22 protein-coding genes are annotated in these 20,406 nt (G+C 29.0%); 16 read left to right on the forward strand and 6 right to left on the reverse strand.

Features of this window, described 5'->3' with window-relative positions; genetic code table 11:
- Positions 1 to 23: 23 nt before the first annotated feature.
- From aroB to FBF10_RS05395, 4 genes are read left to right on the forward strand one after another with little or no spacing between them, the layout of a single operon-like run.
- On the forward strand, positions 24 to 1,079 hold the full coding sequence (aroB, locus tag FBF10_RS05380) for a 3-dehydroquinate synthase (protein WP_002852978.1): 1,056 nt from the start codon (positions 24 to 26) through the stop codon (positions 1,077 to 1,079).
- Entirely contained in the window at positions 1,076 to 2,647 is a 1,572-nt protein-coding gene (locus FBF10_RS05385; RefSeq protein WP_002890021.1) for a mechanosensitive ion channel domain-containing protein, read from the forward strand. The genes aroB and FBF10_RS05385 overlap by 4 nt, the downstream gene beginning before the upstream one ends.
- Positions 2,644 to 3,894, forward strand: coding sequence for a tRNA (N(6)-L-threonylcarbamoyladenosine(37)-C(2))-methylthiotransferase MtaB (mtaB, locus tag FBF10_RS05390; protein WP_004308487.1), 1,251 nt, complete (start codon positions 2,644 to 2,646; stop codon positions 3,892 to 3,894). Before FBF10_RS05385 ends, mtaB begins: the two co-directional genes overlap by 4 nt.
- 3 nt (positions 3,895 to 3,897) lie before the next feature.
- Positions 3,898 to 5,514, forward strand: coding sequence for an ATP-dependent metallopeptidase FtsH/Yme1/Tma family protein (locus FBF10_RS05395; RefSeq protein ID WP_004308486.1), 1,617 nt, complete (start codon positions 3,898 to 3,900; stop codon positions 5,512 to 5,514).
- An 8-nt stretch (positions 5,515 to 5,522) separates the two neighbouring features.
- Here FBF10_RS05395 and FBF10_RS05400 read toward each other — a convergent pair whose 3' ends face one another.
- Positions 5,523 to 5,939, reverse strand: coding sequence for a PepSY-like domain-containing protein (locus FBF10_RS05400; RefSeq protein WP_002853001.1), 417 nt, complete (start codon positions 5,937 to 5,939; stop codon positions 5,523 to 5,525).
- A 98-nt stretch (positions 5,940 to 6,037) separates the two neighbouring features.
- Here FBF10_RS05400 and FBF10_RS05405 point away from each other — a divergent pair, with 98 nt between their 5' ends.
- Together FBF10_RS05405 and FBF10_RS05410 are read left to right on the forward strand one after the other, a co-directional pair.
- Complete coding sequence (locus FBF10_RS05405) at positions 6,038 to 6,556, forward strand: rhomboid family intramembrane serine protease (RefSeq protein WP_002853058.1); 519 nt, start codon at positions 6,038 to 6,040, stop codon at positions 6,554 to 6,556.
- The gene (locus FBF10_RS05410) at positions 6,553 to 7,065 is read left to right on the forward strand and encodes a histidine phosphatase family protein (protein ID WP_002852934.1); all 513 of its coding nucleotides are present in this window, start codon (positions 6,553 to 6,555) and stop codon (positions 7,063 to 7,065) included. Before FBF10_RS05405 ends, FBF10_RS05410 begins: the two co-directional genes overlap by 4 nt.
- A gap of 15 nt (positions 7,066 to 7,080) precedes the next feature.
- On the opposite strand, the gene rpoD is transcribed toward FBF10_RS05410, so the two are convergent.
- Positions 7,081 to 8,949: an RNA polymerase sigma factor RpoD gene (gene rpoD / locus FBF10_RS05415; protein WP_002852997.1), complete on the reverse strand. Its 1,869-nt coding sequence runs from the start codon at positions 8,947 to 8,949 to the stop codon at positions 7,081 to 7,083.
- A gap of 79 nt (positions 8,950 to 9,028) precedes the next feature.
- Complete coding sequence (locus FBF10_RS05420; protein ID WP_002855820.1) at positions 9,029 to 9,910, reverse strand: LysR family transcriptional regulator; 882 nt, start codon at positions 9,908 to 9,910, stop codon at positions 9,029 to 9,031.
- A gap of 112 nt (positions 9,911 to 10,022) precedes the next feature.
- Between FBF10_RS05420 and FBF10_RS05425 the strand changes: the two genes are divergently transcribed.
- Both FBF10_RS05425 and FBF10_RS05430 read left to right on the forward strand, forming a co-directional pair.
- Positions 10,023 to 11,120, forward strand: a complete 1,098-nt coding sequence (locus FBF10_RS05425; RefSeq protein ID WP_002853043.1) for a YeiH family protein — start codon at positions 10,023 to 10,025, stop codon at positions 11,118 to 11,120.
- 94 nt (positions 11,121 to 11,214) lie between these two features.
- On the forward strand, positions 11,215 to 11,787 hold the full coding sequence (locus tag FBF10_RS05430; RefSeq protein ID WP_002859197.1) for a hypothetical protein: 573 nt from the start codon (positions 11,215 to 11,217) through the stop codon (positions 11,785 to 11,787).
- A gap of 15 nt (positions 11,788 to 11,802) precedes the next feature.
- Here FBF10_RS05430 and rsmG read toward each other — a convergent pair whose 3' ends face one another.
- On the reverse strand, positions 11,803 to 12,369 hold the full coding sequence (gene rsmG / locus FBF10_RS05435; RefSeq protein ID WP_004308485.1) for a 16S rRNA (guanine(527)-N(7))-methyltransferase RsmG: 567 nt from the start codon (positions 12,367 to 12,369) through the stop codon (positions 11,803 to 11,805).
- A complete protein-coding gene (gene ribA / locus FBF10_RS05440) occupies positions 12,370 to 12,930 on the reverse strand; it encodes a GTP cyclohydrolase II (RefSeq protein ID WP_002855920.1) in 561 nt (186 codons plus the stop codon).
- Between the two features lie 57 nt (positions 12,931 to 12,987).
- Here ribA and hemB point away from each other — a divergent pair, with 57 nt between their 5' ends.
- The 6 genes from hemB to FBF10_RS05470 are packed head-to-tail and all read left to right on the forward strand — an operon-like array spanning position 12,988 to position 18,743.
- The gene (gene hemB / locus FBF10_RS05445) at positions 12,988 to 13,971 is read left to right on the forward strand and encodes a porphobilinogen synthase (RefSeq protein ID WP_002859198.1); all 984 of its coding nucleotides are present in this window, start codon (positions 12,988 to 12,990) and stop codon (positions 13,969 to 13,971) included.
- A complete protein-coding gene (gene argF, locus FBF10_RS05450) occupies positions 13,968 to 14,888 on the forward strand; it encodes an ornithine carbamoyltransferase (RefSeq protein WP_002859199.1) in 921 nt (306 codons plus the stop codon). Before hemB ends, argF begins: the two co-directional genes overlap by 4 nt.
- On the forward strand, positions 14,885 to 15,376 hold the full coding sequence (locus FBF10_RS05455) for a DUF2603 domain-containing protein (RefSeq protein ID WP_002853412.1): 492 nt from the start codon (positions 14,885 to 14,887) through the stop codon (positions 15,374 to 15,376). The genes argF and FBF10_RS05455 overlap by 4 nt, the downstream gene beginning before the upstream one ends.
- The gene (gene hemN / locus FBF10_RS05460) at positions 15,363 to 16,718 is read left to right on the forward strand and encodes an oxygen-independent coproporphyrinogen III oxidase (RefSeq protein ID WP_004308484.1); all 1,356 of its coding nucleotides are present in this window, start codon (positions 15,363 to 15,365) and stop codon (positions 16,716 to 16,718) included. The genes FBF10_RS05455 and hemN overlap by 14 nt, the downstream gene beginning before the upstream one ends.
- Position 16,719: 1 nt before the next feature.
- Entirely contained in the window at positions 16,720 to 17,985 is a 1,266-nt protein-coding gene (locus tag FBF10_RS05465; protein WP_165433902.1) for a (Fe-S)-binding protein, read from the forward strand.
- On the forward strand, positions 17,982 to 18,743 hold the full coding sequence (locus FBF10_RS05470; RefSeq protein WP_011049828.1) for a DUF5416 family protein: 762 nt from the start codon (positions 17,982 to 17,984) through the stop codon (positions 18,741 to 18,743). Before FBF10_RS05465 ends, FBF10_RS05470 begins: the two co-directional genes overlap by 4 nt.
- A 2-nt stretch (positions 18,744 to 18,745) precedes the next feature.
- Here the strand turns inward: FBF10_RS05470 and FBF10_RS05475 are convergent, their stop codons facing one another.
- Positions 18,746 to 18,952 (reverse strand): hypothetical protein, encoded by a 207-nt coding sequence (locus FBF10_RS05475; RefSeq protein WP_057033328.1) that lies wholly within the window; start codon positions 18,950 to 18,952, stop codon positions 18,746 to 18,748.
- 234 nt (positions 18,953 to 19,186) lie between these two features.
- On the opposite strand from FBF10_RS05475, the gene FBF10_RS08910 reads away from it, so the two are divergent.
- Both FBF10_RS08910 and FBF10_RS08775 read left to right on the forward strand, forming a co-directional pair.
- A complete protein-coding gene (locus FBF10_RS08910) occupies positions 19,187 to 19,597 on the forward strand; it encodes an MFS transporter (protein ID WP_021357866.1) in 411 nt (136 codons plus the stop codon).
- Positions 19,585 to 20,406: an MFS transporter gene (locus FBF10_RS08775; RefSeq protein WP_002853457.1), complete on the forward strand. Its 822-nt coding sequence runs from the start codon at positions 19,585 to 19,587 to the stop codon at positions 20,404 to 20,406. Before FBF10_RS08910 ends, FBF10_RS08775 begins: the two co-directional genes overlap by 13 nt.

The raw sequence follows: 20,406 nt of genomic DNA on the forward strand, positions 1-20,406 counted from the left end.
ATAAATGCAAAAAGAGTAGTTCAATGCAAGTAGAAGTTAAGTTAAAAGAAAATGCTTATAAGGTTTATATTGATGAACTTGAAGAATTAGAATTTGATAGTAAGGTTTTTATACTTTCAAATCCTAAGATTTCAGGTCTTCATTTGAAAACATTACTTTCTAAAATTAAGGCAAAAGAAATTTTTATTGCCACTGTAAAAGATGGTGAAGAATATAAAAATTTAAGCACCATGGAAGAAATTTTAAACCAAATGTTTAATTCTAAATTGGATAGAAAAAGCGTACTTATAAGTTTTGGTGGTGGCGTGATTAGTGATATGGGCGGATTTGCTGCTAGTATTTATCAAAGAGGTATTGATTTTATAAATATTCCTACTACACTTTTAGCTTGTGTTGATGCAGCAGTAGGTGGAAAAACAGGTGTTAATAATAATTTTGGTAAAAATCTTATTGGCACTTTTTATCAACCTAAAGCTGTATATTGTGAGAGTTTTTTTTTAAAGACTTTGAGCTCTAGAGAACTTGCTGCAGGCATGGCTGAATTTATTAAAATGGCAGCAATGTTTGATTATAGTATACTTGATTTTATAGAAAAAATTGATGAAAAAAGTTTCTTAAATGCTACTTGTGAGAATGAAATTTTTACTCAAATTATAGCAAAAAGCATAGAGCTTAAATCAAGGGTTGTTGAACAAGATGAAAAAGAATCAAGGCTTAGAATGCTTTTAAATTATGGTCATACTTTTGCTCATGTTATAGAAAATTTTACAGATTATAAGCTTTATTTACACGGAGAAGCGGTGGCTATAGGTATGGTTATGGCAAATCAATTGGCTTTAAATTTAGGGCTTTTGGATAAAATGCAAAGTCAAAGAATAAAAGATATTTTACTTAAATTCGGTTTGCCAATATCATATAAAATCAACAATGTAGATGAATTTTATGAAGCTTTTTTCATGGATAAAAAAAGCTCTAATAAAAAAATCAATTTTGTTCTTGCTAGTCCTTTGGGTAAGGGTTTGATAAAAGGTGATATTTCTAAAGAAGATATAATTGCAACTTTAAGAGAATTCCAATGAAAAAAATTATTATTTTAACCTTTTTTGTTGTTTTTGCTTTTGGTGATGTAAATCGGACTATTATTAATAATATAAATGAGAAAATTAATACTTTAAATACTGTAATCAGTGCTAGTATTTGGAATATACGTTATGAAAATTTTATAAAATATCAAGATATAAATGATGAATTAATCATTTTAAATCTTAATTTAAAAAAGACTTCCGATATTCATCAACAAGAAGAACTTAAACGCAAGATAGCAAATTTAGAAGAGCAATTGAACTTGCTTAAAGAATATAAAGATTTAAATTTTGCACAAAGTCTTAGTGCCCCTGATAATATAGAAACTTTATCTAAGCTTACTAATCCTTTGGCTATTATAGGAGCTTTTTCTCATATTAAGAAATTAAAAGGAGAAAAGGAAGAGTATATATTTAAATTTAATGATTTTAAAAATTTAGTAGATAAAATCAGGGAAAAAAACTCAGAACTTAAGGAATTAGTTGAGCTTAAACCAAGTGTTGAGAATATAGAAGCTTTAAAAGCTTCGGATAAAAAGCTGGAAGAATTTGAGCAAGCTTTAAATTTTGCTAGTGTTTCTTATTCTGTTTATGAGAAAAAAATTGATGAAGAGCTTTCTCGAGTAAGTGCTGAGATTAAAGTTCAAAGCTTAAGGGCTGTAAATATACTTGTTGCTATTGTTATTGTTATAGCTATAGCTTTTATGTTGAAATTTATTGCTAAAAAATACATTAAGGATAGTGAAAGATATTATACTGCTACGAAGATTATTAATTTTATTAATATAAATATTATTTTTCTTATTTTGCTCTTTGCTTATATAGAAAATATTACTTATCTTGTAACTATACTTGGTTTTGCCTCTGCGGGCTTAGCTATTGCTATGAAAGATATGTTTATGTCTATGCTTGGATGGTGTGTGATTATTTTTGGCGGAAGTTTTAGAGTAGGGGATCGTGTAAAAGTTTTTCAAAACGATACTGCCTATATAGGAGATATTATAGACATTTCTTTTTTACGCATTACTCTTTATGAAGAGCTTACGCTTGAAACTTATAATAAAAATCGTCGTAGTGGGCGTATTATATTTATTCCTAATAACTATGTTTTTACAAATTTGCTTGCTAATTATACCCATCATGGTATGAAAACCGTGCTTGATGGCATTGATATAAGTGTTACTTTTGATAGCAATCTTGATAAGGCGCAAGAAATTGTAGAAAATATTGTTACACGCCATGCCAAAGGTTATACTGAGCTTGCTAGAAAAAATATAGCTCGTTTACAACATGAATATAGTATTAAAAATCCTAAAGTGGAGCCAAGGTTTTTTATGTTTTTTGAACATTGGGGAATGAGAATTTCTGCATGGTATATGACTAATGCTTATGCGGCTTTGGTATTAAGAAGTACGATTAGCAAAGAGATTATAAAAGAATTTAATAAGCATAAAGATATAAAAATTGCTTATCCATCGCAAAATTTATATTTAGGAAATTTAAATCAAAATCATTTTGAACAACATCATGAAAATATGTATTTTCATGCAAGGAATAAGGATTGAAAGAAAAAGTTTTTTTTAAAACCTTTGGGTGTCGTACAAATATTTATGATACAGAGCTTTTAAAAAGTTATGTAAAAGATTATGAGATTATAAATGATGAGAATAAAGCACAAATTATCGTTGTAAATTCTTGCACGGTTACAAATGGAGCTGATAGCGGGATAAAGTCTTATGTAAATACCATGCAAAAAAAAGGCATTAAAGTTATACTTACAGGTTGTGGTGCTGTAAGCAAAGGTAAGGAGCTTTTAGATAAAAAGCAAGTTTTTGGAGTGCTTGGAGCGTCAAATAAAGATAAAATCAATGAATTTTTAGGAGCAAAGACAAGTTTTTATGAACTTGGAAATTTAAATTTTATTGATAAAGATATAGTTTGTGAGTATGAAAATCATACCAAAGCTTTTGTGAAAATTCAAGAAGGTTGTGATTTTGCTTGTTCTTATTGTATTATTCCTAGCGTGAGGGGAAAATCAAGAAGTGTGGATGAAAAAGCTCTTTTAAAACAGGTTGAAATTTTGGGAGCTAATGGTTATAGTGAAATTGTTTTAACAGGGACTAATATAGGTTCATATGGGCTTAAAAATGGCACAACCCTAGGCAAGCTTTTGCAAAAAATGGGACAAATTTTAGGTATAAAACGCATAAGGCTAGGTAGTTTAGAACCTGCACAGCTTGATGAAAGTTTTTTAGAAATCTTAGATGAAGCTTGGCTTGAAAGGCATTTACATATTGCATTGCAACATACAAGTGAAAAAATGCTTCGTATAATGAGAAGAAGATCACATACGGATAATGATTTAAAGCTTTTTAATACTATAGCAAGCAAAGGATATGCTTTAGGGACGGATTTTATAGTAGCTCATCCAGGCGAGAGTGAAGAGCTATGGCAAGAAGCTTTAAGAAATTTTAAAGAATTTCCACTCACTCATATCCATGCTTTTATTTTTAGCCCTAGAAACAACACGCATTCTACTACCATGAAAGATGTGATAAATGGAACTTTAGCTAAAGAAAGGCTAAACACTTTAAAATCCATAGTAGAAAAAAATAATTATGAATTTAGGAAAAAAAATCAAGTTTCACTTGAAGTTTTGGTAGAAAATCAAAAAGATGGTTTTTTTGAGGGTTATGATCAGTTTTTTAATAAGATCAAAATTAAAAGTGATAAAGATATAGCTAAAGAATGGATCGTTATATCTGAATATGAAGTACAAGAAAAGTCTAACTTTGCAAATTTAAAAGGCTAGATAATGAAAAATAAAAAGATAATTTTAGCATCTTTTATGGTTTTATGTATGCTTTTGGGAATTTTATATTTTAAAAATGAACCTAAATATATAGATGAAAATCTTTATCAAAGTCTGTTAAGTCAAAATTTAATCCAAAAAGCTGTGATTGATAAAGACGAAATTTGGCTTAAGGCAGAAGGTGAAAATTACATAATTATAAAAGATGGCATAGATATAAAAACACTTTTATCAAAAGTTCCCGTAGAGGTTAAAAAAGATAATACGCTTTGGGTGTTTTTTGTTTTACTTATTTTTATTATCGCACTTTTTATAAGTCTTGGTTATTTTGCTCGTAAAAAAGAGTTGGCTAAATATCCAATATCAAATAAGAATCAAAATCACACTCAAGCTCAAAATTCAAATATAAATTTAGAAAGTTCCCATATAAAACCTGTGATTTCAAATATTACTTTTAATGATGTAGCAGGTGTTGATGAAGTTAAAATGGAGCTAAGCGAACTTGTGGATTTTTTACAAAATCCTGAAAAATATAAAGAATTTGGTGTAAAAATGCCAAAAGGTGTTTTAATGGTAGGCCCACCTGGTGTAGGAAAAACATTGATAGCAAAAGCAGTTGCAGGAGAAGCAGGGGTGCCATTTTTTTATCAAAGTGGTTCAAGTTTTGTTGAAATTTATGTAGGTATGGGTGCAAAAAGAGTTAGAGAGCTTTTTTCAAAAGCTAAAATGATGGCGCCTAGCATAGTTTTTATTGATGAAATAGATGCCGTAGGTAAGGCAAGAGGAGAAATGTCCAATGTTGAAAGAGATAGCACTTTAAATCAACTTTTAACTCAAATGGATGGTTTTGAGGACAATAGCGGGGTTATAGTTATAGCTGCGACAAATAAAATCGAACTTATGGATCCTGCTTTATTGCGTTCGGGGCGTTTTGATAGGAGAATTTTTTTATCTTTGCCTGATTTTAAGGATAGACTTAAAATTTTAGAAATTTATATGAAAGATAAAAACAATAATATCAATTTAAATAAAATCGCTAAAGCAAGCGTAGGTTTTAGTGGAGCAGGGCTTGAAACTTTGGTCAATGAAGCAGCAATTAATGCTTTAAGAAGAAATAGTGCTTTAGTTGAGGAAAGCGATTTTTATGCTGTATTAAATAAAGTTCTTTTAGGTAAGAAAAAGATTTTAAGTTTTAATAATGAAGAGAAGAAAATTCAAGCCACTTATCAAGCTGCAAAAGCTTTGAGTGCGTATTATTTTGACATAGGATTTGAAAAAATCACTCTCATTGAAGATCGTTTTAAAGAATATGAGCATAATATAAGATCAAAATCAGAGCTTATCAATCGTATAAAAGTTTATTTGGCTGGTTCTAGAGCCATGAGATTGATTTACAATGAAAGTTATACTAACTCGCAAGATGATTTTTTAAAGATTAAAGAATTGCTTGATTATATGTTGAGTTTTGATATGTTGAAAGAGTCAAATTTAAGTGAACAAAAAAAAGAAATGGATGAATTTTTAAATTCTATGAAGGATAAAATTTTAAAATTATCAGAGCTTTTGCTTGAAAAAGAAAAGATAGAATATAACGATGTTAAAGATATAATGCAGGTTTGATGATATGTTTAATCATCAAATTCTTTATATAAGATAGTTCCATTAAAATCTATAAGAATTTTTATATCGTTATCAAGTTTAATCTTATAATGGTTGATTTTTCTTTCAATTTCTCTAGCTTTTGTATTTGGAAATTCGTTTTTGATGATATTGGCTAAATTTTGAGGTAAAAAATCTAGATCAAAAGGAAAGGCTTTATTTTCAATTTCCTTCCAAGCTCCATCTATATCAAATTCAAGCTCTGTTCCATCGCTAAGATAGACTTCATAGGAATTTTTGTCTTTTTGCACGATCCCTATAGGCGCTTTGAAATTATGTTGTAAAAATTCTTTAGAAACATTCGGTAAATTATCAGCAGAAATTATTATATCAGCATTTAAAGATAAACTTAAAATAGTAATAATATTTAAAAATTTAATTTTCAATATTTTTCCTAAATTATTTTTTAGTAAAATTGTAAAGAATTTATGTGAATTTTATGTGAATTTTAAGACAATATTATAAAAAATAAAGGTTTTATATTTTGCTTACAATTTTTTTAATTTTTTTAAATATTTTATGTTATTTTTTGATTTCTTATGATTATTACAATATCCTTGGTTTGAATATTTTATTTTTTAATGGAGCTTATTGGCAGCTTTTAAGTTCAATGTTTTTACATGGAAATTTAACTCATCTTATATTAAATATGATAGTTTTGTTTCAATTTGGGCGTATGTTAGAAACTTATTTGGGTGCTTTGTGTTTTATTTTTATTTATTTTATTGGCGGATTGTTGTGCTCACTTTTAAGTGTTTTTTATGTGTATTTTGATTTTAAATATTTTGGAGAAAATATAAATGTCATAGGCGCTAGTGGTGCAATTTGTGTTTTAATGGGCTTTTATGCTGTTATTGATAAAAATAGCACAAAAGGACTTATAGTGGCAATTTTACTTATGAGTTTTGTGCCATTGCTTATGGGGGTAAATGTTGCTTGGTATGGTCATATTTTCGGGTTTATGTGTGGTTATATTTTAGCTAAAATAAAAGAGGTAAAATGAAAAAAATTTATATTATAAGACATGCAAAAGCAAGTAAGAGTGAAGACATCGATGATTTTGAAAGAAAACTTACTAAGAGTGGAAAGGAAGATTTAAAAAAACTTTTTAAAAATCTTGCTTCGCATGAAATTCATCCTGATTTGGTGCTATCAAGTCCTGCTGTTAGAACCGCTAAAACAGCGAAAAAAATAGCCAAATTTTATAATTTTGATAAAAATAGAATTTGTTTTGATGAAAGATTGTATCTTTGCAATGTTGAAAATTTGCTAAAAATTCTGCAAGATATTGATGATGAGTTTAATGAAGTATTTTTAGTGGGTCATAATCCTAGTTTAATGGAGCTTGGAGAGTTATTAAGTTCGCTATGTTTAGCTTCTTTTCCAACTTCTTCTATCTTGTGTTTAGAATTTGATATTAAGGAATTTAAAAATTTAAAAAAACATAGCGGAAAATTAGTTTTTTTTGAACATGTACGCAAGTTAAAAGAAGAAAAAGATCTGGGTTTTTAGTAAGGAGATTGACTCTTACTTCCAACCTTCTATATAATTTTTTAGTTTTCTTCCTACTTTAGGGTGTTTGAGTTTTTTTATAGCTGAGCTTTCTATTTGTCTCACTCTTTCTCGAGTGACATTAAGTTCCTTTCCAATTTCCTCTAAAGTTCTATCACTTTCATCATCCATTAAACCAAAACGCATACGAATTACCGCTTTTTCTCTATCGTTTAATTGATCTAAAACTTCATCAATTTGTTCTTTTAAATCATCCTTTAAGATATGATCCATTGGAGAAAGTGAATTTCTATCTTCAACAAAATCTCCAAATTTACCATCATCTTCATTTCCTATTGGAGCTTCAAGAGAAATTGGTTCTTTTGTGATTTTAATAACTTGTTTAACCTTATCTACGCTTAAACCTACTTCTTTAGCTATAACACTGACATCAGGTTCTTTTCCATCTTTTTGTAGATGTTCGCGGATAATTTTGTTAATTTGATTGATGGTTTCTATCATATGGATTGGAATTCTTATGGTTCTTGCTTGATCAGCTATAGCCCTTGAAATAGCTTGCCTGATCCACCAAGTTGCATAAGTGGAAAATTTATAACCCCTTTTGTATTCAAATTTATCCACAGCTTTCATCAAACCTATATTTCCTTCTTGGATAAGGTCTAAGAAAGGCAGACCACGATTTGTGTAGCGTTTAGCTATGCTTACAACAAGGCGCAAGTTTGATTTTGCCATTCTTCCTTTTGCTTCATCAGAGATTTTTTTACCGCGTTTAATTTGCTCCAAAATTTCTTTTAAGCGTGATTTTTCAAGATCAAAGCTTTTTTCACTGGCTTCTTTAGTTTGAAATAGTTTTTTAATTTCCATATAAGTGCTTACCATGGTTGTTTCTAAAGCTCGCTCTGTGATTTCTTCTTTGCTCAATTTTGTAATATCTTTTAAAATATCTGCATGGCGTTTTTTAAGTTCATCAGAAAACATAGGTAAGCGGTATTCTAAACGCTTAAGTTCTTTGTCAAATTCTTCATCACTTTTTAGTGCAGTTTCCATTGATTTTACGATTTCGCTAATAAGTTTTGAAGTAGGGCCTAGATCCATTAATTTTTCTTTTAAAATATTTTTTTTGAACGCAATGCTTAATTTATCTAAAAGTTCATCTCCGCTTTCTTTGTCTTTGGATGTTTTTAGCCAATCTTTTTTAGCTTTTTCTAGAGCTTTAAATTTTTCTATAACTTTTAAAGTTCTTTCATCTTCTTTTTTGCTGTTTTTTTTAGTATTTTCTTCATCTGATTCTAATTCTGTTTCGTTTTCTTCATCTTCATCTATATCAAGTTCATCAAGTTTATCATCACTTTTTTCTTCATCGTCAAAGCTTTTAAATAGTTCTTTTACCCTTCTTTCTCTGTTTATTAAAGGTTCTTTATAATCTAAAATAAAATCTATCAAATAAGGTACAGAACAAAAAGCATCAATGATAATATCTTCGCCAAGTTCTATTTTTTTGGAAATTTCAATTTCTTCATCTTTGTTTAATAAAGCAATTTGTCCCATTTCTCTTAAATACATACGAACAGGAGAGTCTGATCTGCTCCATTCTAATAAATCGTTTTCATTGGCTAAATCAAATTCGTTCTCAAGGCTTGTATCTTGGAGTTTTTGTTTTTCTTCTTGAAGTCTTTTTGCATCTTCTATGTTTTTCATTTGTGCAATTTCAGCTGCTGAAAAAAGTTGCACTTTGTGTTTTTTCATTAATGCTTGCACTTTTTTAGTGGTTGATGCACTTGGTTGTTTTGTAAGATATTTTACCAATTTTTCATATGTGATATAATCTTTTGCATTTTCTTGAAATAATTCTTCTAATTCAGCTTCTTGAGTTTTGGCGTTCATTGATTATCCTTGAAATTTATATAAGCTTTGGATTTTATCTAAAAATTGCTTAACTTTCTATATAAATCGGTTATTATGTTTATGATTTGAATATTTTTTCAAATTTTTCTAAAGCTCTGTTAAAATTATAATTTTTTCTTTTTAAGGTATAAAATTTACGCTTTAGGTCGATATTTTTTAATTTAATTTCATAAAGTGTTGAATTTTTTAATTCTTTTTCTATGCTTTTTTTGGAAAAAATAGAGATTGCTTTTTTTTGTAAAACAAGTTCTTTAATCGCAGCCATTCTATCAAGTTCAAGAAAAATATTAAGTTTTTTTGAGCTTGCACCAATTTCGTTTAAAAATTTATCCCTTAAGCCTGAGCCTACTTCTCTTAAAATCCACTTTTGTTCCAAAAGTTCATCGATATAAAATTCTTTTTCATTGAGTTTTTTATCACTTGTAGCTACTATAAGTTCATCATCTTGCCAAAAATTTATTTCTAAATTTTCATACTCCACTAAAGCTGGATCAAGTTCTGCTTCAATGATTGCAAATTCTATATTTCCGTTTTTTAGTAAATTTAAACATTCTTTTGAATTCTGCGTTTGAGAGCGAATTTCTATGTTTTTAAATTCTGCCTTAAAATCAAATAAAATAGGAGCTAAAAAATGTTCAGAAATGCTTTGAGTTGAGGCTATTTTTATTTCCCCTAAGAGCATACTTTCGTCGTTTAATTTTTCTAAGCTTTGGTAGTAGGCTTGTATAATTTTTAACCAATTTTTTCCTAGTTCTAAAGCTTTTGGTGTAGGTAAGAGTTTTTTTCCAAGTCTTTCAAATAAAATGCCATCAAATTTATTTTCTAAATTTTTAATTACTATTGAAACATTAGGTTGAGTTATGGAAAAATTGTTGGCTGTATGAGTTGGACTTTGAGTGTTTAAAAGATCTAAAAATATTTCCATATCTTTGATTTTCATGAGTGATTCCTTTATTTAATAAAAAAAAATTATTATAAAAATTAAAATAATATATTTCTATAATTTTAATAAAAAAAATATAATAACACAAAATTTACAAAAAGGAAAATAAATGAAAACAAGTTTTTTAGCACATAGCGTGGCTATAGTGCGATCAAATTTTAAGGGTTTGCTTTTTACTGCTTGTATAGTGATTTTTGCTATGTATCTTTCTAGTGTTCAAAGTATCAAAGATACCACTCATTTAGCAGCGACTGCTTTTGCTATTATCATAGGAGTGTTGCTTTCTCCTTGGTTTTTTAAATACCAGCATCATTTTCAAGCCGGAGTGCATTTTAGTGCGAAAAAACTTTTAAGACTTGGCATTGTTTTATATGGTTTTAATATCACTTTAACTGAGCTTTTAAGCGTAGGATTGAAAGGATTTTTGCTTTCTGCTATAGTGATATTTTTTGTTTTTATTATTGCTTTATTTGTGGGAACGAAAATTTTTAAACTCGATAAAGAAACTTCTATGCTTGTTGGAGCTGGAAGTGCGATTTGCGGTGCGGCAGCGGTTTTAGCACTAGAGTCAAGTTTGAAAAGTGATCCTTTTAAGGGAATTTTAGCTGTAGGTACGGTGGTGATTTTTGGACTTGTATTTATGTTCTTATATCCCATAGCTTTTTCTTTAAATCTTTTTCCTTTTTTTGATCAAAATGCTATGGGTGTTTTTATGGGAGCTACTTTGCATGAGGTGGCAAATGTCGCAGGTGCTGCTGAAATGGCAAAGGATATGGCAGGATTTGAGCAAGGTGCTTCTAATGTTGCAGTGATTATAAAAATGATGAGAGTGATTTTACTTGTGCCTTTTTTGCTTATAGTGACTTATTTTTTCGCTAAAAATCAACATTCAAGCAGTGGAAAAACTGCAAAAAGTATCACTATACCTTATTTTGCTTTTGCATTTTTAGGCATGATAGTTTTAAATACTTATTTAGCAAGCAAAGAAAGTATTTTAGGTATTGCTACGAGTGATATCATCTCTTTAGGTAAAACACTTTGTACTTTATGTATCGTTTTTGCTATGGCAGCTTTAGGCTTGCAAATTGACTTTAAAAAATTTTTAAAAAGTGGCTCTAGGGTATTTGGCTTGGCTTTTGTTTTAGGGCTTGTTTTGATTTTTGGAGGATATTTTTTAACCTTAGCTTTTAAAGGTATACTTTGGTAATAAAAATTATTTTTTATTTTAGAAAATTTTATTTTATTAATCAACTAAGAATATAATTTAATTCATTAATTAAATTTATTAAAAAGGAATAAAGATGAAAAAAATTCTTGTAAGTGTTTTAAGTTCTTGCTTGTTAGCTTCGGCTTTAAGTGCTGTATCTTTTAAAGAAGATAGTTTAAAGGTTTCTTTTGAAGGATATAAAACTAAAGATATGATAGGAACAAAAGGTGAATTTAAAAATGTAGAATATAAATTTTCTAAAAATATAAAGGATTTGGCAAGTTATCTTAAAGGCGCTAAAGCTACCATAAAGCCAAGCAATGCTTTTATGGGTGAAGGCAATGATATTATAACCAATAATATCACAAAAGTATTTTTCCCTGCTTTATTGGGAGATACGGATATTAAAGTTGTTTTTCAAGATGTGATTGCGGGTGAAAATAAAGGCGTTATTTCAGCAAAAATTACTATGGATAAAAAAAGTACTATTGTACCTTTAACTTATACCATCAAAGATAATAAATTTGAAGCTAAAGGACAACTTGATTTGCATACTTTTAAAAATGGTTCTAAAGCATTAAAAGCATTAAGCGATGTTGCTGCAGGACATGGTGGAATTTCTTGGCCTTTAGTGGATATCAGTTTTAATGCTGATTTAGCAGAATAAAAAGTAGCCTTAGGGCTACTTTAAAATACAATATCTTCTTAAATTATTTTCAAAAATTTCATAATCTTTTATATTTTCAAGTTCTTGATAAATTTCACTACCTTTCCATAAAATAAAAACTGTATTTTCATCTTTTAGATTTTTGCAAATTTCAAGCAAAGGCTTGACATCCATTAAGGCTCTTGAAGTGATGATATCAGCTTTAAAGGTATTCTTGTATTCTTGAACTTTTTTTTTGTAAATATGTAAATTTGGAAGTTCACATTCTATTTTTAATGTCCGCAAAAAGGCAGCTTTTTTGGGATTGGGTTCGAAAAGATGAAAATTGCTTTGCAGTAAAAAAGCTAAAAATACAGCTGGAAATCCTGCGCCACTTCCTATATCGGCAATATTTTTTGCTTTAGAAAAATCATAAAAATCTAAAATTTTAATACTATCAAAGATATTTTCATCTATATTTTTTAAATGAGTAAGATTGTGAATGCGGTTAAATTTAGATAATAATTCTTTATAAATTTTTACCTTTTCTTCAAAGTTTTTTAAATCGTAGTTTTGCAAAAAATCATAATCTTTAAAAATCATTTATTTAAGATGTCCCATTTGAGTTTGTTTTATGTTTAAATACTCTACATTAAAACGATTAGGTTCTATTAAAATCGGTATGCGTGTGATGATTTTTTCTTTGATAGAATCTAGCTTTTCAGGGTTATTTGTGAGTAAATTAACCTTAGAAATTTCATAGTGTTTGAGTATAAATTCTACAATTTCATAAGTTCTCTCATCGGCTTTAAAGCCAAGCTGATGATTTGCTTTAATCGTATCAAAACCTTTATCTTGTAAAGCATAAGCATTAACCTTGTTAAAAAGCCCTATACCCCTTCCTTCTTGCCTAAGATAAATCACCATTCCGCCATTCTTTTCTATATATTTTAGTGAAAATTCAAGCTGTTCCCCACAATCACACTTTAAACTTCCTAAAGCATCTCCTGTTAAGCACTCTGAATGAATTCTTAGATTGAGTGTGTCTTTTGGAGTATTTTTAAATATACATAAATGTTCTTTATCATTTTCTTTGAAACTTTGTATTTGGAAATTTCCCCATTTGCTAGGTAAATTCGCAATTTCTGAAATTTTTATTTTCATTTACTACTCTCTATAATCAAATTTATGTTAAGATTTTAGCAAAAAAAGGACAAAAAAATGTTTAAAAGATTTAGAAGATTAAGGCTTAATGAAAACTTAAGAGCCATGGTAAGAGAAAATTCTTTAAGTGTAAATGATTTGATTTATCCGCTTTTTGTGGTTAATGGAACGGGGATAAAAAAAGAAATTTCTTCTATGCCTGATGTGTTTCAAATGAGTTTAGATGAAATTTTAAAAGAGTGTCAAAATGTAGTTAATTTAGGCATTAAAGCCATTATACTTTTTGGCGTTTTGGAAAATGAGAAAAAAGACAGCTGTGGAAGCGATGCTTTAGATGATGAAGGGCTTGTTGCAAGAAGTATAAGAGAGATTAAGAAAAATTTTCCAGATCTTTTTATAATCAGTGATCTTTGTTTTTGTGAATACACAGATCACGGGCATTGTGGGATTATCGATCCAAAAACAAAAAGTGTGGATAATGATGTCACTTTAGAAATTTCAGCCAAACAAGCCTTAGTTCACGCAAGAGCAGGGGTAGATATGATAGCACCTAGTGGAATGATGGATGGTATTATCACTACTTTGCGCAAAGCTTTAGATAAAGAAGGTTTTGAAAATTTGCCTATAATGGCGTATTCTACTAAATTTGCTTCAAGTTATTATGGGCCATTTCGAGATGTAGCAGAATCAGCTCCAAGTTATGGAGATAGAAAAAGCTATCAAATGGATTTTGCTAATGGTAAAGAAGCTTTAGAAGAAAGCTTGGAAGATGAAGCACAAGGAGCTGATATTTTGATGGTAAAACCCGCTCTTGCTTATCTTGATGTGGTTAAAGAAATATCCCTTCATTCTAACTTGCCTTTGTGTGTTTATAATGTAAGCGGAGAGTATGCTATGTTAAAGGCAGCTAAAAATGCAGGAGTGATTGATTATGAAAAAGTTTTGTATGAAACTATGATAGCTTTTAAAAGAGCAGGGGCAAAGCTTATCATCACTTATCATGCCAAAGAATTAGCTAAAATGTTAAAAGGAGAAAAATGAAACATTTTTTAACTTTAAGAGATTTTTCTAAGGAGGAAATTTTAAGCCTTGTAAATCATGCTAGCGAGTTAAAAAAAGAGCCTAAAAAACTTTTACAAGATAAAACTTTAGCAATGATTTTTGAAAAAAACTCTACAAGAACAAGAATGGCCTTTGAATTAGCCATAACAGAGCTTGGCGGAAAGGCTTTATTTTTAAGTAGCAATGATTTACAACTTAGTCGTGGCGAGCCTGTAAAGGATACAGCTAGGGTGGTAGGGGCGATGGTTGATTTTGTGATGATGAGAGTCAATAAACATGAAACTTTACTCGAATTTGCAAGATATTCTAAAGCCCCTGTGATCAATGCTTTAAGCGAGCTTTATCACCCTACTCAGGTTTTAGGAGATTTGCTTACTATCAAAGAATGGAATAAGATGCAAAATGGTATAGCAAAAGTTGCTTTTATCGGAGATAGTAACAATATGTGCAATTCTTGGCTTATTGCGGCTGCGATTTTGGGCTTTGAATTTAGTATAGCTATACCAAAAAACTATAAAATTAGCCCTGAAATTTGGGAATTTGCTATGAAACAGGCTTTGATTTCAGGAGCTAAAATTTCCTTAAGTCATGATAAATTTGAAGCCTTAAAGGATAAAGATGTAGTCATTACCGATACTTGGGTTTCTATGGGTGAAGAGAATGAAAAAGAACGCAAGATTAAAGAATTTGAAGGATTTATGATTGATGAAAAGGCTATGAGCGTTGCCAATAAAGACGCGATATTGCTTCATTGTTTGCCTGCTTATAGGGGTTATGAAGTGAGTGAAGAAATTTTTGAAAAACATGCAGATGTGATTTTTGAAGAAGCAAGAAATCGCCTTTATGTGGTAAAAGCCTTGCTTTGCTTTTTGGATAATCAGAGAGGAAGAGAATGAAAGAGCTAGAAAAGTATAGCACTTGCTTAAAACGCATTGATGAATTTAGTCAAAATCTAGGAATAAAGAAAAAAGATAGAACGATTTTTAAAATGAAGCAAAGCGAGAATGAAAACGAAAAATGTTTAGTTCTTGAAAATGGAAGTTTTGATTCTCCTGAGCCTTGGTTTGTGATCGATGAAAACGATGAAATTCACACTTTGCTTTCTTTACAAAGTCTTAAGAATATACTTGAAAGTTTAAAACAAAGTCAAAAAGAGAATTTTGAATTGCGTTTAGAAAAGGCGATTTATCAACAAATTCCTGTAGATTTTAACGATGTTTGGACGGTTGCTATGGATGAGATCAAGCAAAAGGCGCAAAATGGCACCATGGAAGTTAGTATTGATCTTGAAAAATTAATTTCTAAAATCAAACAAGAGCATCCAAATTTATTTGTAGATATGCAAGCGATGATAGAAAGGGTAAACCAAAATGAGAGATTATAAAGCTTTTGTAAAATACTCTAAAGCAGGACCACGCTACACTTCTTATCCTACAGCAATAGAGTTTAATGCAAATTTCAAATACGAAGAATATATAGAAATTTTAAAAAAGCAAGATAGATCTTTATCGCTTTATTTTCATTTACCATTTTGTAGGAGTGCCTGTTATTTTTGTGGTTGCAATGTTATTTATACTGCAAAAGAAGAGAGTAAAGAAAGGTATTTAACTTATATTTTTAAAGAGCTTGATATTTTAAGTACTATTTTAGATACTAAAAGAGAAGTGGTGCAAATGCACTTTGGGGGCGGAACTCCAACTTTTTTTAGTGCTAAACAACTTCAAAATTTGATTTTAAAAATTAGATCTGTTTTTGGAAATTTTTCTAAAGATGCAGAGATTAGCTGTGAGATCGATCCGCGTTTTTTAAATGAGAAACAAGCCATAGTTTTAACGCAAAATAGCTTTAATCGTATCAGCTTTGGAGTGCAGGATTTTGATGAAAAAGTTCAAAAAGAAATTCATCGCATCCAGTCTTTTGAATTAACACAAAATGCTTTAAATCTTGTAAGAAGCAAAGGGATAAAGTCTGTAAATATGGATTTAATTTATGGTTTGCCTTATCAAAATTTACAAAGCTTTACACAAACTTTAGAAAAAGTTATGCTTTTAAACCCTGATCGTTTGGCGATTTTTAATTACGCTCATGTGCCTTGGCTTAAGAAAAATATGAGAAAATTTGATGAAAATACCCTGCCAAGTCCTGATGTTAAACTTGAAATTTTAGAATTTTGTGAGAATTTTTTGAGTAAAAACGGCTATAAAATGATAGGAATGGATCATTTTGCAAAAGAAGATGATGAGCTTTTTAAAGCTTTAGAAAATGGAACTTTACATAGAAATTTCCAAGGTTATACCACCAAAGGCGGTGCTGATTTAGTCGGTGTTGGGCTTACAAGTATAGGTGAAGGACAAAGACATTATGCACAAAATTTCAAAGATATGTCAAGTTATGAAGCTGCATTAGATAGAGGAGTTTTGCCTTTTGAAAGAGGTGTAGTTTTAAGCGATGATGATGAGCTTAGAAAAGCAGTTATTATGGAGTTAATGGCAAATTTTAAGCTTGATATTAAGTCAATAGAAAAAGAATTTTGCATTGATTTTCAGGAGTATTTTAAAGAGGATTTAAGAGCTTTAGAAGAATACAAAGATTTTATTAATTTTGATGAAAATTTTATCAAAGTCAATGAAACAGGCGTTTTGCTTATAAGAAATATTGCCATGTGTTTTGATGCTTATATGAAAAACATTAGTGAAGATAAAAAAGTATTCTCAAAAACGGTGTAAGATGAAATTTAGTCAAATAAGTGATGCTTGTGTTAAATGTGGCAAATGTATACCTGTTTGTACTATACATGAAGAAAATCGCGATGAAATTACTAGTCCAAGAGGATTTTTAGATCTTTTAGCTGCTTATAAAGAGGGAAGTTTAGAACTTGATAAAGAAGCTAAGAAAGTTTTTGAATCTTGTTTTTTATGCACCAATTGTGTTGAAGTATGTCCAAGTAAATTAAGAGTAGATAATGCCATAGAAGAAGTTCGTTATGATATAGCTAAAAAATTTGGTATAGCTTGGTATAAAAAACTTATTTTTTTCTTTTTAAGAAGACGCAAAATTTTAGATTTGGTAGCTAAGCTTGGCTATGTGTTTCAAAGTTGTGCGTTTAAAATTCAAAATGAGAATGAAAATACAGGTATGAAGGCAAGATTTTCCATGCCTTTTGTTAAAAAGGGAAGATTACTTACAAGTTTTAATAAAAAAAGTTTCTTAAATTCTAATCCAAAATTTATCAATAATGATGGAGAAAAAACAATAGGTTTTTTTGTAGGTTGTTTGGCGAATTATTTTTACATAGATACGGCTAATGCAGTGCTTAAAATCGCTAAGGAATTAAAAATCAATGTGGATTTGATGAAAGAACAAGTGTGTTGTGGAGCGCCGCAATTTTTTACGGGTGATTTTAAAAGTGTTGAAGTTTTGGCTAAAAAAAATATTGAGTATTTTGAAAAAAAATTAGAAAAATTAGATGCTATTATAGTTCCTGAGGCCACTTGTTCGGCTATGTTAAAGATAGATTATGAACATTTTTTTATAATGCAAAATGATTTAGACTGGGCAAAACGCGCAAAATGTGTGTCATCTAAGATATATATGGCTAGCGAGTATTTTTATAAATTTACTTCTTTAGAAGAAATTTTAAAAACAAAAAATAAAATTAATTATAGCATTACTTATCACGATCCTTGCCATGCAAGAAAAATGCAAGGGGTTTTTAAAGAGCCAAGAGAACTTTTAAAAACAAATTATCATTTTGTAGAAATGAGTAATTCTAATACTTGTTGCGGTTTTGGCGGGGTGGGTATGCAAACGGATTATTATGATAGAGCCTTAAGTGTAGGGCTTAAAAAAGCACAAATGATCGATGAAAGTAAGGCTAGTGTGGTAAGTGCCGAGTGTTCAGCTTGCAGAATGCAAATTTCAAATGCATTAGAACAAAATCCAAGCAAGGTTGTTTTTGCTAGTCCTTTAGAACTTATAGCAAAAGCTTTGTGATGATGAAGATAGTATTTAAAGGCAAAAGTTCTGAATATGAAATTCAAAGATCGTGCTTTTGTGTTGATGCTTTTGTGATTAAAGATAAGATTGAAGAACGAGATGGTGTTGATTTTATTACTTCAAATGTAGATCTTTTGGAATTTAGTGATGACAGTTTTACTTTTGAAGAAATTGTAAAACATTTTAATATTTGTGATAGTGAAGATATGATTATCGTTGAAGATTTTGACATGAAATCAAACAAAGATAATCAAAACCAAGAAGATGATATAGAACACAACATCTTAAAATCCGAAAAAATAATACATGAAAACACAAAACAAACAAGTATGCAATTTAAAAATTTAAAATTTTTTTCAAGAATTTTTAAAAATGAAAATTTTCTTTCTGATTTTAAAGAAAGTAAGCAAGAAGTTGTTACTATCAAAAAACATGAAAAACTTGAAATTTTTAAAAATTTATCTCAAGAAGATCAAGAAATTAGCTTTGTTAAAATTGAAATTTTAAATTATGATAGCAATGAAGATAGTTTAAGCTTTAATCTTGATATATTTCCAAGCGGTATGAGCTATAAGTACGGAATTTTAAAAGGCTCTATGCATATTATTTTACAAGGTAAAACTTCTAGTACGATGCTTTTTCCGTTTTTAAAAAGTATGATTTATAAAAATAAAAGCGAAAATTCAAGTGAAAAAATTTTTACTTTAATGATAAATCAGAAAAAACACTATAAGCTTATCGCAAATCTTTCTTAGTTTTATTTTATTATATTTTCTATATTAGAGCGATTTTTTTCAATTAAAGAGCGATTTTTTTGAGTTGTTTCTTTAAGATCGGTTATATCTTCTTTCATATTTTGTATGTTTTGGTTGAGTAATTTTATCTTTTTTTCATAGCGAGTAACGATGATAAAGACTACAAATAAAAATATAATAATCAAAAAAATAAATGCTAAAAATTCCATATTTTTCCTTTTTAAAACTAGATTTTGAAATATATCATTTAAATACTTCAAAAAACTTTTACGGGTTTTTTTATTTTGTATTTTAGTTTTTTTATCTTTAAACTTATATATAAATTTTCAAAAAGTAACAAAAAAATATATAAAAAAATAATTAAATTAAAAAAATAATTAAAGATAATAAATATCTTATTTTTTCATGTTATATTTTAATAAATATCTAAAAAGGATTTTAATATGGAAAAATCACTTTTATTTCATTTTAGACGCATTGGAGTTGAATTTATCATTTTTAGTGTTTATGCTGTTTTTAGTATCTCTTGGGCAGCAACAGGGTCTTTAATGCCTTTGATTTCAAATGATCTTGCCCTAAATACTCAGCAAGCTACTTTAATCACTAGTATGATAGTAGTTGCGAAAATTTTTGGTGCTTCATTTACTGCTTTTTTGGTTTATAAATTCGGATTAAAAAAGGGATATTTTTTAGGCTGTATTTTAATGAGTTCGGGTATCTTTTTAAGTTTTGTAGATAGTTATAGTGGTATTTTGATTATAAGATTTTTAACAGGGCTTGGTTCAGCTTGTGCTTTAGTTTGCTTAGTGCCTATTGCACAGCAATGGTTTGAAAAAAAGCTTTGCATTTTGTAATTAGTTTTAATATAACTTCAAATTTAGTAGGCATTACTCTAGGACTTATTTTAGCTGAAAGCATCTCAAATTATTTTGGAAATTGGAGAGATTCTTTATCATTTTATGCTTGGATTAATTTGATTTTATTGATTTTGTGGCTTTTTGTAGGTAAAGATGAGAATAAAAAAGAAGAAAAAAAGAATAATGCAAAAGATCTTATTTATGCTTTAAAATCTCGTGTTACTTGGGGTATGATTATTTTTTACATAGGGCCTATTTTATTTTTAAATTCTCTTTTTACTTTTTTACCAACTTTTTATGCACAATATGCGGGTTTTAGTAAAGAATTAGCTGATTTTGCTAAAAAAGAAATTCCAGCCTTGGCTAATTTTGCTATTATTTTTGGTCCTTATCTTGGATTATTTTTTAAAAGAAAAAATATTTCTTTTAAAATAATGCTATTGTCTGGAGGAGCGTGTATTTTTATATGCGGATTTTGTATGTTATTTTTACAAAATTTAGTATTGATACAGATTTTTGCTGTGTTATCAGGCATTTTTTATTCTATGTGGTTTCCATTTTTCTTTAATCTACCTTCAGAACTAAAAAATTCCAATCCAAATCAAACTGCTTATATTATGAGTGCTTTTTGGAGTATTACCTTTGTTATACTATCATTTAACCTATGGGTAGTATCTTGGAGTGTTGATAAAACCCATAGTTTTACTTTGGGTTTTGTTTATATTTTTGCTTTGATTTTTATTTCAGCGATCTTAGCACAATTTGTTTTACCTAGAAGAGAAAATTTTATACAAGGAGAAAAATAG

The sequence above is a fragment of the Campylobacter sp. CFSAN093249 genome, assembly GCF_011067895.1.
Classification (GTDB): domain Bacteria; phylum Campylobacterota; class Campylobacteria; order Campylobacterales; family Campylobacteraceae; genus Campylobacter_D; species Campylobacter_D jejuni.

Excerpts from the sequence above, each read along its gene's own strand:
- aroB (WP_002852978.1), top strand. The coding sequence starts at position 24 with ATGCAAGTAGAAGTTAAGTTAAAAGAAAATGCTTATAAGGTTTATATT.
- FBF10_RS05385 (WP_002890021.1), top strand. The coding sequence starts at position 1,076 with ATGAAAAAAATTATTATTTTAACCTTTTTTGTTGTTTTTGCTTTTGGT.
- FBF10_RS05395 (WP_004308486.1), top strand. The coding sequence starts at position 3,898 with ATGAAAAATAAAAAGATAATTTTAGCATCTTTTATGGTTTTATGTATG.
- FBF10_RS05410 (WP_002852934.1), top strand. The coding sequence starts at position 6,553 with ATGAAAAAAATTTATATTATAAGACATGCAAAAGCAAGTAAGAGTGAA.
- rpoD (WP_002852997.1), bottom strand. The coding sequence starts at position 8,949 with ATGAACGCCAAAACTCAAGAAGCTGAATTAGAAGAATTATTTCAAGAA.
- FBF10_RS05420 (WP_002855820.1), bottom strand. The coding sequence starts at position 9,910 with ATGAAAATCAAAGATATGGAAATATTTTTAGATCTTTTAAACACTCAA.
- FBF10_RS05425 (WP_002853043.1), top strand. The coding sequence starts at position 10,023 with ATGAAAACAAGTTTTTTAGCACATAGCGTGGCTATAGTGCGATCAAAT.
- FBF10_RS05430 (WP_002859197.1), top strand. The coding sequence starts at position 11,215 with ATGAAAAAAATTCTTGTAAGTGTTTTAAGTTCTTGCTTGTTAGCTTCG.
- rsmG (WP_004308485.1), bottom strand. The coding sequence starts at position 12,369 with ATGATTTTTAAAGATTATGATTTTTTGCAAAACTACGATTTAAAAAAC.
- ribA (WP_002855920.1), bottom strand. The coding sequence starts at position 12,930 with ATGAAAATAAAAATTTCAGAAATTGCGAATTTACCTAGCAAATGGGGA.
- hemB (WP_002859198.1), top strand. The coding sequence starts at position 12,988 with ATGTTTAAAAGATTTAGAAGATTAAGGCTTAATGAAAACTTAAGAGCC.
- argF (WP_002859199.1), top strand. The coding sequence starts at position 13,968 with ATGAAACATTTTTTAACTTTAAGAGATTTTTCTAAGGAGGAAATTTTA.
- FBF10_RS05455 (WP_002853412.1), top strand. The coding sequence starts at position 14,885 with ATGAAAGAGCTAGAAAAGTATAGCACTTGCTTAAAACGCATTGATGAA.
- hemN (WP_004308484.1), top strand. The coding sequence starts at position 15,363 with ATGAGAGATTATAAAGCTTTTGTAAAATACTCTAAAGCAGGACCACGC.
- FBF10_RS05465 (WP_165433902.1), top strand. The coding sequence starts at position 16,720 with ATGAAATTTAGTCAAATAAGTGATGCTTGTGTTAAATGTGGCAAATGT.
- FBF10_RS05475 (WP_057033328.1), bottom strand. The coding sequence starts at position 18,952 with ATGGAATTTTTAGCATTTATTTTTTTGATTATTATATTTTTATTTGTA.
- FBF10_RS08910 (WP_021357866.1), top strand. The coding sequence starts at position 19,187 with ATGGAAAAATCACTTTTATTTCATTTTAGACGCATTGGAGTTGAATTT.